This is a genomic window from Rhizobium sp. BK512 (assembly GCF_014194915.1).
Taxonomy (GTDB): domain Bacteria; phylum Pseudomonadota; class Alphaproteobacteria; order Rhizobiales; family Rhizobiaceae; genus Rhizobium.
This window is the reverse complement of record NZ_JACIAS010000014.1, coordinates 1-14,185: the sequence shown is the minus strand read 5'-3', so window position 1 is coordinate 14,185 and position 14,185 is coordinate 1. Positions and strand designations below refer to the sequence as shown.

General features: G+C 58.2%; 18 protein-coding genes. 7 read left to right on the top strand and 11 right to left on the bottom strand.

Annotated elements, in window-relative coordinates:
• Positions 1–7: 7 nt before the first annotated feature.
• Genes FHX06_RS33495 through FHX06_RS33485 form a run of 3 tightly spaced genes read left to right on the top strand, consistent with a single transcriptional unit; the run spans position 8 to position 2,331 of the window.
• Positions 8–1,069 (top strand): aldo/keto reductase, encoded by a 1,062-nt coding sequence (locus FHX06_RS33495; protein WP_183882477.1) that lies wholly within the window; start codon positions 8–10, stop codon positions 1,067–1,069.
• 53 nt (positions 1,070–1,122) lie between these two features.
• On the top strand, positions 1,123–1,872 hold the full coding sequence (locus FHX06_RS33490) for an SDR family NAD(P)-dependent oxidoreductase (protein ID WP_112971211.1): 750 nt from the start codon (positions 1,123–1,125) through the stop codon (positions 1,870–1,872).
• A gap of 45 nt (positions 1,873–1,917) precedes the next feature.
• Positions 1,918–2,331: a nuclear transport factor 2 family protein gene (locus FHX06_RS33485; protein ID WP_112547242.1), complete on the top strand. Its 414-nt coding sequence runs from the start codon at positions 1,918–1,920 to the stop codon at positions 2,329–2,331.
• A gap of 38 nt (positions 2,332–2,369) precedes the next feature.
• Here the strand turns inward: FHX06_RS33485 and FHX06_RS33480 are convergent, their stop codons facing one another.
• Entirely contained in the window at positions 2,370–3,266 is an 897-nt protein-coding gene (locus tag FHX06_RS33480; RefSeq protein WP_112547241.1) for a LysR family transcriptional regulator, read from the bottom strand.
• A gap of 100 nt (positions 3,267–3,366) precedes the next feature.
• Positions 3,367–3,777, bottom strand: a complete 411-nt coding sequence (locus FHX06_RS33475) for a hypothetical protein (RefSeq protein ID WP_112547240.1) — start codon at positions 3,775–3,777, stop codon at positions 3,367–3,369.
• 71 nt (positions 3,778–3,848) lie between these two features.
• On the opposite strand from FHX06_RS33475, the gene FHX06_RS33470 reads away from it, so the two are divergent.
• A complete protein-coding gene (locus tag FHX06_RS33470; protein WP_112547239.1) occupies positions 3,849–4,409 on the top strand; it encodes a TetR/AcrR family transcriptional regulator in 561 nt (186 codons plus the stop codon).
• A gap of 573 nt (positions 4,410–4,982) precedes the next feature.
• Positions 4,983–5,474, top strand: a complete 492-nt coding sequence (locus FHX06_RS33465) for a hypothetical protein (RefSeq protein WP_162710217.1) — start codon at positions 4,983–4,985, stop codon at positions 5,472–5,474.
• A 482-nt stretch (positions 5,475–5,956) separates the two neighbouring features.
• Here FHX06_RS33465 and FHX06_RS33460 read toward each other — a convergent pair whose 3' ends face one another.
• Entirely contained in the window at positions 5,957–7,102 is a 1,146-nt protein-coding gene (locus FHX06_RS33460; RefSeq protein WP_112547237.1) for a helix-turn-helix transcriptional regulator, read from the bottom strand.
• A gap of 196 nt (positions 7,103–7,298) precedes the next feature.
• On the opposite strand from FHX06_RS33460, the gene FHX06_RS33455 reads away from it, so the two are divergent.
• Positions 7,299–7,898: a LysE family translocator gene (locus FHX06_RS33455; protein ID WP_162710216.1), complete on the top strand. Its 600-nt coding sequence runs from the start codon at positions 7,299–7,301 to the stop codon at positions 7,896–7,898.
• Between the two features lie 288 nt (positions 7,899–8,186).
• Here FHX06_RS33455 and FHX06_RS33450 read toward each other — a convergent pair whose 3' ends face one another.
• The 5 genes from FHX06_RS33450 to FHX06_RS35840 all read right to left on the bottom strand — a co-directional run bounded on the left by FHX06_RS33450 (position 8,187) and on the right by FHX06_RS35840 (position 10,769).
• Positions 8,187–8,684, bottom strand: a complete 498-nt coding sequence (locus FHX06_RS33450) for a GNAT family N-acetyltransferase (RefSeq protein ID WP_018114727.1) — start codon at positions 8,682–8,684, stop codon at positions 8,187–8,189.
• On the bottom strand, positions 8,681–8,977 hold the full coding sequence (locus FHX06_RS33445; RefSeq protein ID WP_018114728.1) for a DUF1778 domain-containing protein: 297 nt from the start codon (positions 8,975–8,977) through the stop codon (positions 8,681–8,683). The genes FHX06_RS33450 and FHX06_RS33445 overlap by 4 nt, the downstream gene beginning before the upstream one ends.
• 488 nt (positions 8,978–9,465) lie before the next feature.
• Positions 9,466–9,747 (bottom strand): hypothetical protein, encoded by a 282-nt coding sequence (locus tag FHX06_RS33440; protein WP_018114730.1) that lies wholly within the window; start codon positions 9,745–9,747, stop codon positions 9,466–9,468.
• A gap of 383 nt (positions 9,748–10,130) precedes the next feature.
• Entirely contained in the window at positions 10,131–10,379 is a 249-nt protein-coding gene (locus FHX06_RS35845; protein ID WP_018114731.1) for a helix-turn-helix domain-containing protein, read from the bottom strand.
• A 126-nt stretch (positions 10,380–10,505) separates the two neighbouring features.
• Complete coding sequence (locus tag FHX06_RS35840; RefSeq protein ID WP_018114732.1) at positions 10,506–10,769, bottom strand: cyclic nucleotide-binding domain-containing protein; 264 nt, start codon at positions 10,767–10,769, stop codon at positions 10,506–10,508.
• A 313-nt stretch (positions 10,770–11,082) separates the two neighbouring features.
• Here FHX06_RS35840 and FHX06_RS33430 point away from each other — a divergent pair, with 313 nt between their 5' ends.
• A complete protein-coding gene (locus tag FHX06_RS33430) occupies positions 11,083–11,538 on the top strand; it encodes a DUF2934 domain-containing protein (protein WP_246715764.1) in 456 nt (151 codons plus the stop codon).
• 343 nt (positions 11,539–11,881) lie between these two features.
• Here FHX06_RS33430 and FHX06_RS33425 read toward each other — a convergent pair whose 3' ends face one another.
• The 3 genes from FHX06_RS33425 to FHX06_RS33415 all read right to left on the bottom strand — a co-directional run.
• Positions 11,882–12,076, bottom strand: coding sequence for a hypothetical protein (locus FHX06_RS33425; RefSeq protein ID WP_018114734.1), 195 nt, complete (start codon positions 12,074–12,076; stop codon positions 11,882–11,884).
• A 483-nt stretch (positions 12,077–12,559) separates the two neighbouring features.
• Entirely contained in the window at positions 12,560–12,919 is a 360-nt protein-coding gene (locus FHX06_RS33420) for a Rap1a/Tai family immunity protein (RefSeq protein ID WP_162728590.1), read from the bottom strand.
• Positions 12,920–13,064: 145 nt separating this feature from the next.
• Positions 13,065–14,185 (bottom strand): phosphatidylglycerol lysyltransferase domain-containing protein (locus FHX06_RS33415; RefSeq protein ID WP_183882475.1); only part of this gene is annotated, 1,121 nt, incomplete at its 5' end.

Genomic DNA, 14,185 nt, shown 5'->3' with positions numbered 1-14,185 from the left:
GCGTAAAATGAAGTACAAGCCACTCGGCAATACCGGTCTTCTGGTTTCGCAGCTTTGCCTGGGAACGATGACTTTTAGCGACGGCACCGGCATCTACGAACATATCGGCGATGTCGGCCAGAGCGACGCCGACGAACTGGTCAAGGCCAGCATCGACGCTGGGATCAACTTTTTCGATACTGCCGACGTCTATTCAGCTGGTGCCAGCGAGCGCACGCTCGGCCAGTCCTTCAAGAATCTCGGGATACCCAGAAACGAGATGGTCCTGGCCACCAAGGTCTATAGCCGCATGGGACCAGGCCGGAACGATGTCGGCGCGTCGCGCGTGCACATCATGGATGCCGTGGAAGCCAGCCTCAAGCGGCTTCAGACCGATCACATCGATCTCTATCAGGTCCACGCCACCGATATCCTGACGCCAGTCGAGGAAACGCTGCGGGCACTGGACGATCTGGTACGCCAGGGGAAGGTCCGCTATCTCGGCGTGTCCAACTGGCAAGCCTGGCGCATTGCGACCGCGCTGGGTGTTTCCGCCCGCCTCAATCTGGAGCGTTTCACAACGCTGCAGGCCTATTACTCGGTCGCCGGACGAGATTTGGAGCGCGAATTGCGGCCGCTTCTCGAAGCCGAGAAAATGGGCCTTCTCGTCTGGAGCCCGCTTGCCGGCGGCCTGCTGTCTGGCAAGTTCAGCCGGGAAAACCAGTCGCCCGAAGGTTCGCGCCGCTCCTCTTTCGATTTCCCTATTGTCGACAAGGAGCGCGCCTGGAATGTGATCGACGTGCTGAAGCCGATTGCTGAAGCCCATGGCTGCAGCCCAGCCCGAATCGCGCTCGCCTGGCTTCTTTCCAAGCTTGTCGTCACCTCCATCATCGTCGGCGCGAAGCGGCTGAGCCAACTCGAGGATAATATCGCCGCAGTGGATATCACCCTCACCGAGGACGAAAGCGCCAAGCTCGACGCCGTTAGCGAGTTGCCGCCGGAATATCCGGGCTGGATGCTGGCCACGCAGGGTGCGGACCGCATGGGCGCCGTCGATCTTTGGGCCGACAAGACGTCGCAAACGTCCTGATCGATGCGCGGGAGCGTCCGAATAGCGACAACCAAACCAAGAGGATAAGGATCATGACAGATCGATTGAAAGGGAAGGTCGCTGTCATTACCGGCGCTTCCAAGGGCCTCGGCGCAGCAATCGCGAGGGGCCTTGCCGTCGAGGGAGCCTCGGTGGTGGTCAACTATGCGGCCAGCAAGGATGCGGCCGACCATGTGGTGGCGGATATCGAGGCGAAGAGCGGCCAAGCCATTGCCGTCAAGGCAGACATGAGCAATCCGGCACAGGTGGAGGCGCTCTTCGCCGAAGCGAACCGCGCTTATGGCCGCGTCGACGTGCTCGTCAACAATGCTGGCGTCTATGACTTCCAGCCGCTCGAAAACCTCTCCATCAAGCTCTTCCGCCGGCATATGGAGTTGAACGTCTTCGGCTATCTGCTCGCTGTGAAGGAGGCCGTGAAATACATGCCGGAGGGCGGCAGCATTGTGAACATGTCCTCGACGGTAACGATTTTCGGCCCGGAAAACGCTTCCGTCTACACAGCCAGCAAGGGCGCGATCGACGGATTGACGCGGGCGCTGTCCAACGAACTCGCGCCCCGCAAGATCCGCGTCAATGCGATCAAGCCCGGCGTTGTCGATACAGAAGGCGTCCAGGCCGGTGGCTTCCTGAAGACGGACTTCGGCCCCGCAGTGACGGCCAGAACGCCGCTCAAACGGCTGGGCACGGCCGACGACGTGACGCCGGCGGCAATTTTCCTCGCCTCTGACGAATCCAGCTGGACGACCGGCGAATTCTTCGTCTTTGCCGGCGGCCACCGCTAAGTTGAAGCAAAATAATGCGCCGCGACGCGGCCCGGAGATTTCAAGATGACAGATATAAAGGAGAGGACGGCCGCACAGGTCGTCCAGCATTATCTCGATACGTTCTTCCGCAAGGATGTGGACAAGACGCTCAACTGCCTTACCGACGACGTGGTTTGGAAAGTGCAGGGCGCTTCCGACGTTCCCACGATCGGCATCCGCCATGGGAAGGATGCGGTGCGGGCCTGGATGGCGGTCTTTCCCGATCATTTCGAGCCTCTCGATTTTTATGTCGAGCGGATCTTCGAAAATGGCGATACGGTCGTCGTCACGGGCCATTTCCGCCATCGCATTCTCACCACGGGCAAGACCTTCGCGAGCGACTTTGCGGCGATCTGCTCCGTGCGCGATGGGAAGGTCAGCAGCTATAACTTTATCGAGGATTCCTACGGGCTCTGGAAAGCATTTCAGCCCGACTGATGCAGACGATCCGGGCACGCCGCCGTCGTGGCCGGCTCTCAGCCGTCGGGGGGGCGCCTGGAAAGGTCGAGATTGGTGCGCATTACCCGATCGGCCAGAAAATCCCCGACCGCTCTCACGCGCGCCGAGGCCACAAGATCGGCATGGGTGACCAGCCAGACCTTGTTGCTGAACAAGCGCTCCGACGGAATGACGGGAACGAGATCGTCTCCAACTGCTAGGAAATCGGGAATCACGGCCAGGCCCAAACCGGCCCGCACGGCTACGATTTGCGACGGCAGGCTGCTGGTGACGAGGGCGATCTTGCAACCGGGATGCTCCCGCTTCAGCCAGGCTGCGGCCGGCATAAAGGCATGGCTGTCGTCCCAGGTGATGAAACGCCGGCCGCCTAGCGGTTCTCCCTCGACATAGGGATGGCGGTCGAGATAGGCCCGGCTGCCATAGACCGAATAGGTCATGCGTCCGACACTCCTGATCGTCAGATTGCCGCGGGTCGGTCGAACAACGCGTAGCGCGATATCGGCCTCGCGCCGACCAAGTTCGGCGGCAACCGTGCTGGTGATGATCTCGAGACAGATGCCGGGATAGCGCTCGCAGAAGGCAGGGAGTGCCGGGATGATCAGATCGGTCGCCAGATTTTCCGATGTCGCAAGCCGCACGACGCCCTGCGGATCCTTGTCGAGGCCGACCGCGCCGCGCTCTAGGGCCAGGATGCTATCTTCGACCTGCTCGGCATGGCGCAGCACCTCCCGCCCCTCATCCGTCAGGAAATAACCGGTCTGATGGCGCTGAAACAGCGCCACGCCGAGATCGTCCTCCAGTTCGACAATGCGTCGGCTAACCGTGGATTGGCTGACCTTGAGTTCCGACGCGGCCTGGGTGAGGCTCGCGGTGCGGGCAACAGTCAAGAAATAACGAAGGTCGTTCCAATCCATGTGCAGCCTTTCATGTCGTGGCGCCCGTCCGGAATCGCATATCGTCGATAAGCCGTACGCACCAATAGCTCCGAAATCGCCGCTAGGACCAGCCCGCAATTCACGAACGGGTCGCGATGAACCGCCATGCCGCAATGGCTGCCACACGATGGGGCGCGGCTTGGCGCGCGTAATCCTCGGTTTCAGTGATCCGGCGCAGATCCGAAAGGCTGCGATAGCGCACGATGACGATGTCGTCCCAGCTTTCCTGTTCGAGCGGCACAAGGGTCAGGAGCTGGCTGCCCGCATGAACCAGCTCATATTCGATCCCAAGCCTCGCCGCGATCTGGCCGAATGCGCCGGCGTAACCTTCGTAGTAGGCGGCACGCGCGGAGGACTTCCTATCCGCAAAGCCGTCCGGGTAGAGCGGGCTCTTCCTGAAGGTCAGGAGGTTCACCATGACCACGGGGCCACCCCCCAGCCGCTCCACCGCCTCGTTCAAAAGATGCTCGGGCAACTCGACATCCTGCATACTTTACCTCCTGACATTTTCCGTCATTTTGTCATCAGTTGACAATTTTTGTCTAAATGTCAAGGTAAGGCATGGACGCCAGAGCTGAAAAAGAAGACCATATCCTCGGGGCTGCAGAGTATGTTTTCGTGCGTTACGGTTTCGCTCGCACAACCATGGGCGATATCGCTAAGGCGGCCGGGATGTCCCGCCCGTCTCTTTACCTCCAGTTTAGGGACAAGGAAGCGATCTTCAGCCGCGTCATCGAAAACATGGACGCGCAGGCGCTGACTAAGATCAGGACGGCTACGGCGAAGATTGGCCCGCTCGACGAAAAGCTGCTTCACGCCTGCACGAGCTGGGGCATGCATGGCGTCGAACTCGCGGCCGCGTTTCCAGATGCGGCCGATCTCTTCGATTTGCAATTTCCCGCCGTCCGCCAAGTCTATCGAAACTTCCAGGCTCTGGTCGTAGAGATCCTCCAGGCGAGCGTGGAGAGCTGGCCGATACCCGCTTCGCCCGAGAATTATGCTCTGACGCTCACCTATGGCATGCGGGGCTTGCGCTACGCCGCCCAGGATGTTGAGGATATGCGGCGCCTTATCGGGATTCATGCAGCGATCTATAGCAAGTCGTTGGCAGCCCAGCCTTAGTCGAGTTCTCGTGCAAAAAGCACTGCAAGAGCCGCCACAGCTTCATTTTCTGGTCAACGGCGCAGTCATTGGGACCGCACCCATGAACGCGGATCTGGTACTCGCCGACCGCAGGCTATGCATGATGTCAACGTTCGCACTCCTGTTCTCTTTGCGCGGGCAGCAATTTCAAATCTCTCGTTCGACGTCCGGATCATCTCTCTCGGCCCTGGCGGAGCGTGATGTTGACTATCAGAGAAGCCTCACCTCGCTTGGACGCTTTGGCAAACCCCGGGGAAATCGCCAACGCAGTCGCTTTCCTGGCTGGTCCTGATAAACGGCGCAGTTCTCAGCGTAGACGCCGGCTTTAAGCCTAACGGCCCTTTTTCGGAGGTCGGCCTTTGAAGATGTCCGTCGCTCACCACCGCGCGTCGACTGGCGCCAGATAGGATCCACCGGGCCTCGGCGCACTTCCAACACTGAGCACGGCCGTAAGAAGAGACCTCGTCTGCGAACGCGTTCGTCGGCAAAACGACCAGCCTTGAGCAAGCCGTCGATGCGATGTTCAGAGGCAAGACCAAGGGAATCAACACGATGATCGTTACGGGCAACCCTAGAGTCCCCCTGCACTTGCAGTCGACTTCCCGCGTGCCTGGGCAGGACACGGTCCGGGAAGCACAGCAGGGGAAAGCAGGTGGAAATCCCCCGTCTGTTTCACTTGATCCTCGATATGGCTCGAAGCTCGCGGACGCGCTGTGGTTGATGGAGAGCAACGGCGTTGTGCTGGACCAAAAGCCTAATCGCACCGCTCTTAGCAAAGACGAAGAGCCCGACGCAGCTGATGAATTCCTGAAGGTGTCCAACATGACGCCAGCTGAACGTATCCGCTATTTCTTCCTGAAAGAACGCGAGCTAACCGAAGACAAGCTAGCTGCAATGGGCCTGAAGGATCGAGAGGCAATCGAGCAGCGGATCAAAGACCTTATTCTTAATCAACTCGGTTTGGAAAACGAAGACGGTAAGCCTGGCGATGCCCCTCAGCCCTTACCAGAAGGGGATCCCGTACCTCTGGACGCGACCCCGTAAAGGCCAGAGTTCCTTCGCAGATAGTTCATCGCAGCAACGCTTCGATCACTGCTCAAGGACGGCGGCGACCGGGCTGCGCCATCCTGTAGGCGAAGCGTCACCTGGAAGTGTTCCGCACTGCCCGGGTGTTGGTGGAGGCGCCCTACGTTACTGTTTACGAGCAAAGCCCGACACCGAGGACGGGCCTGTTCATACAACCGAGATCGTCCGAGTGGTGGATGGACGGCGCAATCTTTCCGCTTTGTTTTAAATCATTGAGACCAGGAGCAAGGTCCGAACGCCTTGATTCGAACCAGAAAGACGCTAATGGGGGCGGTGCGCCGGTAGAGAATCTGGCAGCTGCTTATCAGCTCGGTTCGCCACCACAATCGCCATTGTAGTTTGTCGGCAGCTTCGCTTGCGAGGACGCTGTCGGCACCTATGCTTGACCGGTAGCGTCTCTGATACAAAAAAGCGTGAAGCCGCTTTGTTCGCCGTTCGGACTAAGGGCGAGCGGCCATGACGAGGCGGATGAGGCCCGCGCGGCGGCTGACACCCATCTTCGCGAAGATCGCAGATAGGTGCTTCTTGATGGTGTTCGGAGAAACTCCCAGCGCGCTCGCCATCTCCGCGACGGTGTGAATGTCCAGCGCGGCCTGAAGGACACGCGTCTCGGAGGGCGTCAGGCCATAAAGGATCGCACAGGCCTTAATTCCGGATTTCGGCACGGTCTCCGCGCGGCGCACGAACAATGCTGCGCGCGCCGACCGACCGACCCGCTCGAAGGTGGCTTGCGTTTGCGAACGCGGCGCCAGTTGCATCAAAGAGGCGATCCATTCGTCGCCCTGACTGTCGATCAACTTGATCAGTGCAGGACGATCTTGAAGTAGTTGCTCCGGCTGGCCGCCGTCGCCCGACAATCCCTCGCGGAGCAGGCGATGGGCGTTTGGGTCGGAGAGCGTTAAGCCGAACGCGTCGTCGCGGACGATGTCGCCCCTGGTTAGAAGAGATTGCGCATTCTCGTTGGTCCAGGTCACTCGGCCGCCCGGATCGAGAATGAACACACCGGCCTCCACCCGGTTCAATGCCGCTTCCAGCGAGAGAATACGCTTTTCCTGTCTGCCAAATTCGCGGCGGATTATAGCGGAGCGTTGCAGATGCGGCGCCAGCCTCTTCAGCCTCACCCGCAAGGTCTCGTCGACGAGGCCGTAGCCATCGCCAGTAATGACCGTGAAAGCCGCGGCGCTGGCCTCGTAGCGTTGAATGTTGAAGATAGCGGCGTCCAGAAACCCTTGCGGGGCTGCCCATTCACGAAAGAAACGGCTGGCTTGAAACTCTTCCGAGGGAACGAGATCGCGGCTCGAAAACACGTCTCCGGGTTTAATAAAGATCGACGCTGGGTAGGTGGGATTGAGGGTGACGAATTTCTCTCGATACAAGCGGAGGAACTCTGGCGCGATCCCCCAGGAATAGACAGTCTCGCCGACGCCATTGGTCGCATCACGCCAATAGATGCGAGAAGCGGTGCCACCAGTATAGTTACAGATCTTCTGTAGCGTTTCCGGCCAAATCGTCTCATCGAGGATAGTATCGTAGATCAGTCCGATGATCTCCGACAGCCCGTCCAGCTCCGATGTTGAGGGTTTCATACAAACGTTCCAACGTGTGACCGACGCTGATCTTTCCTCGAAACGATAACGTGGCGCCAAAATTTTAACAAGCACTACTCGTTCAGGTGATGCGGAACAGGAGTCAGGATGTTCTTCTTCCGATGTTGACGTGTCGACCGTCAAAACAAGAATGCCAAAGAGGGTGTTTTTTTAGGGAACACCGAGAGGGGTGGGCGTGGATCATTTTATCTCAAGCTTCGTCTTCGGGCTGTCGATCGCTATGCCGTTTGGACCGGTCAGCATGATGTGTCTGGAGCAGAGTCTCGTGCGAGGGGTGGGACCTGGGTTGGCAAGTGGTGCAGGCGCAGCAACGACCCATGGCCTCTATGCGACCTTGGCGGTATTCGGCGCTCATGTCTCGGCCGCACCCTTCGCCGGCTTTCAAACGCAATCTCATTTTTTCTCAGGGATGGTTTTTGTGTTGCTCGGTGTATGGACGCTATTCCGACATCCTAGGACCCGGGACAACAAGACACCCACCAAAGGGGGACTTAGACCATTTTTCGCCGGGGCGGGGTTGGCACTGGCGAACCCTATGACGCTGCTGCCCTATCTCGCCTTCGCCGGCTCCCTCGCGCTGACCGATCGGATCGGCGGCCTCTTCCACATCCTGATCGTCTGCGGTGTGGGCCTCGGCACGCTCTCCTGGTACTGGACGATGAGCGGATCAGCGTGGCTCTTGCGCCAGCGCCTCCCGAGCCAGCTTCTCACGCACCTCCACCTTATAGCAGGGCCGGCCTTAATCGCGATGGGCATTATGACGGCATTGCGGTAGCTCTCTTGTCGTTCGATGCGTAGCATCGTGATGCCCCGCTTCAGCTTTACTTCGAGAAGTGGCGGGCTACTAAGAGTCTATCGCCACTGAATTCTTCGACGTGCTCTCGCCTCCGCGGCCGCGCCAGCTGACCGACCTCAAGGCGCGCAGAGGTCATTGATGCGCTTTAGAGGTCTTGAAGGGATTAGGATTAGCGGCCCTCATTCAATGTCGGGACCTTCTGCCAAAAATTCATCGAGTTAGAGGCGAGATGGAATGCATTCAACCGAAACTTTTGATAAGTTCCGCCTAAGGGTTCAGCGCGTTGTTGAGGTCATGCAATCCGACCATCAGCATCATGGGGTCGGAAGGAGAAGGCAGGAAGCCGACGGCCTCATAGAAGGCTCGTGCGTCATCTGAAATCGCATGAACGAGCATACCTCGGATGCCGAGTACGTCAGCGGCATTGAGCAGGCGCAGGCCCGCGTCGCGGACCAATGCCCTGCCGATACCACGCCCCTGGTAGGATTCATCAATTGCGAGGCGACCAAGCACGGCGACCGGAATTGGATCAGGCATGTTGCGCCGAAACCGGCCAGGCGCTTCCGGCTGCTTCACGGCGCCGGAGGCGAGTGCGTAATAGGCGATGACGCGGCTCTCGTCGCACACGACGAAGGTCCGCGATGCACCGCTTGCTTGATTAGAACGAGCGCGGCGTCTCAACCAGTCGTCCAGTTCGGCGACGCCGGAATTGAATTCAGCCAGCTCATGATGTTCGGCCAGGGGTGCCGGTGCGCTGAGGGTCACGCCTCATCCCACGGTGCTTTGGTCGACATGGTGCGTGCTAAACGTTCATTGGGCTGCGTGGGTGCATCGAGCCGGGCAAGGTATTCAGCATAGATTTCGGGGCTTACCGCGAAGATACTGCGGTCGAGCAGCACTTCCTCGGCTCGGCGCTCGGACGCTTCCAACATGAAATCCGTACGCGTCTTGCCAAGCAACTCAGCGGCGCGATCGATCAAGTTACGGGTCGCAGGCTTGATGCGCATATTCAGCGGCACGCTTGCGTCCGAGCTTTTGCTCGTGTGTGAGGTCGGCATGGCAAACTCCTGTTTGCATCTATATAGTGTAACGACAATATCTTTACAAGGTCCGTAAAGGCGTTGTCGTTACACACGTGCGCATTCCTAGTTCGCGGCATTTAGCTCATCTAGCTCCGCATGACCTGCAGAGGATCATTGCGGCTCGTCGTGAGCATTACACGCTGTCTTTAGGCTCTCGCGACATAGGTCTCGCGAACATGGAATGGGTTGGCAGACGGACACGGGCCAACTTCACCGTTGTAGTCACCCCATTGATCAGAACAATCTCGCTCAGTCGACTTGTAGGCTTCACCTGCTCGAAACGTGCCATCGCAGGTGACGCTCAGAAATGATATGAATTCGAATGAGGCTGACGGCGGCGCGGCGGTCACATTGATGCTTTCGCTGATCGCTTTTCTGTACGAGCTGATCATAGCGGGCCACAGCATGCTCGTGCAGATAAAGCTGGATCGCCGCAGAAGCATCGACTAGACCTCGTAGCGGGGTCAATCGGCTCGCCGCCTTTCCAGTTCCTGGCTGATCTCCTGCTCCATCTCACCACAGACGGTCTCGTACTCTTCAACGAGATGATGGCGATTGAAATCGCGACGAAAAGCTTCGAGTGCAAGACAGGCCACATCATAAGCCTGGAAAAGATCGAGCAACGTCTCGGGGCATGCAGTGCTGAGCGCTGCCAACTGATGTCGCCTCGCGGGCAGCTTCAGCATCAGGCGACGCAGACCCGAATGTGCCGTCGCCCGACTACTTTCGAATTCGTCCTCGCCCATTTCGCCTGTCCCCCGAAGAGAGGTTAGCACCGCCAGACCTGAAAAGGAGTATATTACGGTAGTCTCTCTACCTAAGGAGGTGGTCCGCGTGCAGGAACTCCGCGGCCTTCACGGTTTGAAGGCCTCCCGACGATCTCAAAGGAGCGGTCGACGCCGTTCCCCGCAACCCGTTTGCGACGAGAAGGACGGCAAGCAAAAGGAGAACGCCAAGACCGAGAGCCGACCACGACGATATCCCGCTGCGCCTGAAAGCCCGCGGTGTTTCACGCCCTTGGTAAGGAGATCGTTGCGTCTCTCCGTCTGATAGCTTCGTCTCGTTCATGTCGCCTACCCCGATCTTCGCGATTACAGATTATCTGTGTGGTGGGGTCGAGATTTCCACCTTACTCGGCGAATTCTTGAAGCCGCCTTGAGGACAAGATTCTTATCTTTCTATGGGTGTGCCCTTCGAGGCTGATCGCTCCCGAGGCCGTGAGAGTGGTGAACGATCTCGCCACGGCTTCAATTGTCAGTGCGAGGTAGTCGGCCACGTCCCTCCGACACATGAACAGTTCGAACTCCGAAGCTCCAAGCCGCTGGGCCATTTCAACAATGAACGCCGCAACCCGCGCCACAGCGCTCTGTTGTAGCATCGCGAGTTGCCGATTGTGGGCTGTCGCCAAGTCTTTGAAAGCCAAAGCGAGGAGATCGACTGGCAGGCAGGCCGCGTTGGCAGTGGAGTACCGTATGATGTTCGCGTCGCAAATTGCCTCGGCGAATCACGATCTCCTGCTTCCTCCCTCGATCCCGAACCAGTCACCGCAAGAACAGAGGGACAAGATGTATCGCTTTCCGTCCGGCAGGTATCGAAAGACCCTTACGGCTCCGCTTTCGACACGGTAGACGTTGTTCGCGGTCTGCCCTTCGCTGTAAACTCTGTCGTCGGCCGTGTGAAACTGGGGCTTCCCCGCCGCCGTACGCTCGACCGCTTTCTGGTTATTCCGCCCAACGATTGGACGGTTTACAAAGGTTGCTATATTCATCGTGAGACTCCCTGGAGGAGGAGGCTACCAGTCGAGGTACACCGCGCCAACGTGATGGCGAAGACGAGAGCGCGAAATCTAGCGGATTTGATCAGATTGGTCACAGGGTTGAAGACGGAGGCATATCAAGGCGACAATGGCTGGCCTACCAGCAGACGAGCGGTCTCTCTCGCTAGTAGCTACCCTTAGAGGGTATCCCATAATTCCCGAAGCAAGACGGATGATCGTCATCGTAAATGCTGATTTTCCGTAACGCGAAAAGGTTATTTTCCTATCCCACCGCGGGACTGAGGCTGGGTAGGGATAAGCTAGATTGCCGGTTGAAATTGCGCCACGAATCTCGGCTATATACCCAGCAGGCGTCGGCGCTTTGCAACAAATCCCGATGCTTTTACGGCGCTCCGAGGCATTCTCGTCGAGCGCCATTTTTCCGCAATCATTCGTCTATGCCTTCGACCCTGCTATCTTTGATGTTCCGGAATTTGACCGCGAGGCTGCGACATTCTCACTGGAACTTGCGCATTTAAAGGACGACCGAGAGCAAGCACAGCGCGAACGAGCCTACAAAATTTGGCGAACAGAAGGCCGCCAGGGAGGTCGGCATCTCGATCATTGGGTTCGCGCAGACGAGGACGGTGAGGCCGTTGAGACGGAAGCCGCTGAGTTGACTGATGCAAACCAGGCCGCCGATCGTGAATTCAATGTTAAGGGTGACGAAGCCCCGTCACCAATGAATAATAAGCCGCCTTCCGTGGCGAGCGCTGACTGACAAGTAAAGAAAAGCAGGCGAGCTAGTCGTTTGGTTCGCTCCCAGTATAGGCCGTGCCAAGGGATGGTTTCGCACGACGCTCGTATTCACGCTCGTCCAAACTTGGCGTCGGCACGTCAACGGCCGCTCCGGCGACTCTCTCGCACACCCCCACTCATAAGATTTCGGGATTGAAGTATCCTCTCTGCTGGGTAGCTTGGCAGCAAAAGGGGGCCGAAAGGCCGGAATGGGATGGCCTCACGGGGGTGGGCCATCCCATTTCGTCTCTACGCCACGTTCTATCCGCACCGAAGCGGAAGCGCTTGCCGCGCGAGAGCGGTTTCAATTCATAAGACGCAGAGCGCTAAACTGGCTTATCCGGAATCGGTTGACTGTCGGGCTCCTCATCTGGTTCGACATTCGAGGCACCCGCCCACTCATTGATTTGACCCTGCGAGAAAAACGGGCCGATCGGTTCATCGTCCTCATGTTGCAGATAATATGAGCCATGCACCAGGATGACTTTCCAGACCTTGTCGTTGCGCTTAACCGTCCGCATGCTTTACCTTAGATCGCCGCTCCTCTCGGTCATGTAGTTATCCCAGGGTCGGTTTTCACTGTTTGCCTGGCTGGCTCGTCTTGAGTGAAAATCTATATTTTAAACAAGATCGGACCGGCCATAGTGTTCGCCGCGACCACAGCTCAAACTTGGTCGGTCACGTTCCACGTACTGTCATAGAAGGTGACAGCCTGTAGCCAACGAGGTTCGCTACGCCACACTGATGCATGTGCTCTCGGCCGCCAGCTCGATAAACTAAAATCGGGACGGAGCTGAACCCTGACGGTAACAGCAAGCTCCAGCCAGAGCTCTTGAGTAGACTCGAACCGCCGAGTAGGTCATCTCTCGTCCATCCACGGAACAAAAAGGCCATTTCGGCGCGGCTGCTATATAAAGGTAGTTGTAACGGAGCAATGAACGCGCCGACCAACTGTTGCTGACGTGGAAAGTAAACACCGAAACTGCTTACCAATGATCTCACCATCATTGTCGACACGGAAATGCCTTGCTCAAAGCATCGATCAACAATTCATCGGAGCTTTGCGAAAGCGCGTCTTGGTGGTCATTGAGGTATTGGCAATAGGCTGTTGATAATTGGCTAGCTGTCAGATCCCGGCTTAAGCAGAGCCCTGGCGCGTCATGGACCTTGGGGCCGTCTGCACCGGTCGGGTTGTCAGCCGACCATTTGTCTGCCCATCCGGTAACGTAGCCTGTCACAAAGCTTGGCGTTCGCTGACAAGCATCGTGTAGATCACGACCCGTCCAGTAACTTGCTGCTGCAGTTGCCGTCGATGCAAGGACTCCTGCTGCTGCCAAATAAAACCTCATGTGATCCTTTCCCATTGCCTGTTTTCCTCTCGCAAAGTCAGATCTTACAGCGACGTCCGACGTGTGCCGTCGTCTCTCGGAACAACGAACTGGCTCGGCAGCTCCCAGCAGATGAGCCGGCCGCCGGCTGCTCTTCCCACGCGAAGTTCGCCGGCTTCGATTATTTCCTGACGATTCCCTTCAGTCCGCCCCCGATGAGAAAGGTCACATCCATCAAAGCTATCATTGGGTTGCCCGCGCCTGAAACCGCAAGATAGCGCGGTTGCCAGTGCGGGTGGAACTTCGATTTGAAGGCACGAAGGCCTTTAAAATTGTAGAAGCGCTCGCCGTGCTCGAAGACAGTGCGGCCGATGCGGTCCCAGACAGGGGCTGTTTCGCGTTTCGACATGCCTGAAAGCGGCGCCATGCCGAGGTTGAAGTGCTTGTAGCCCTCCGCTCTCAGGTATTCCATGATCTGCACGAAGAGGAAGTCCATGGCGCCTTTTGGCGCATCGGGCGAGAAGCGCATCAGGTCGATCGTGGCTTCGGACTTGGTTCCGGTGACAAGGATATTGGCAAAGGCAACAATTCGGCCGTCCTTCCTCAACACCCCGATTGGCTGCGAATTGACGTAATCGGGCTTGAAAGCGCCGAGCGAGAAGCCCTTCTCCCGGGTATTATGGTCTTGTAGCCAGGCGTTCGAAACCGCGGACAAGTCGTCGAAAACGGACGTTACCCCTTCCGCCGAGATGACTTCGAAACTCAGCCCGTCGCGCTGGGCGCGGCTTGCGGTCTGGCGCAGGTTCGCCCATTTGCCGCCCTTCATTTCGAAGGTGCGCAGATCAGCGACCGCCAGTTCACCCAGCTTGAAGGCGCGCAAGCCGGCATCGGCGCAATGCGAAAGCAGCGCCGGCGAGATCTGGTAGAACACAGCGCGGCATCCCGCAGCGCGCGCCGCTTCCACGAAACGCCAGACCAGTTCCGGCACGGCATGACGGTCACCGATCGGATCAAACAGTGCGATCCATGAACGCCCCTGCCGGCCATACATGATGAAGGCGTCGCCCTTTTCCGAGAACATGATGGACTTGTCGCCCATGCGCACGAGGTTGGCATCCGCACTATCCTGCTTCCCGACGATCTCGACGGCTCGGCGAACCGCTTCCTCGTCCGCCGGCTCCGGTTTGAAGGCCGCAGGCCGCAACAGGCTGAAAACGGCAATGGCAGAGGAAATGATGGAGATGCCGAGCACCGCACGCAGGCCGCGCGGCGCTTCTGCGGCAAATTCAAACTGCCACCAGA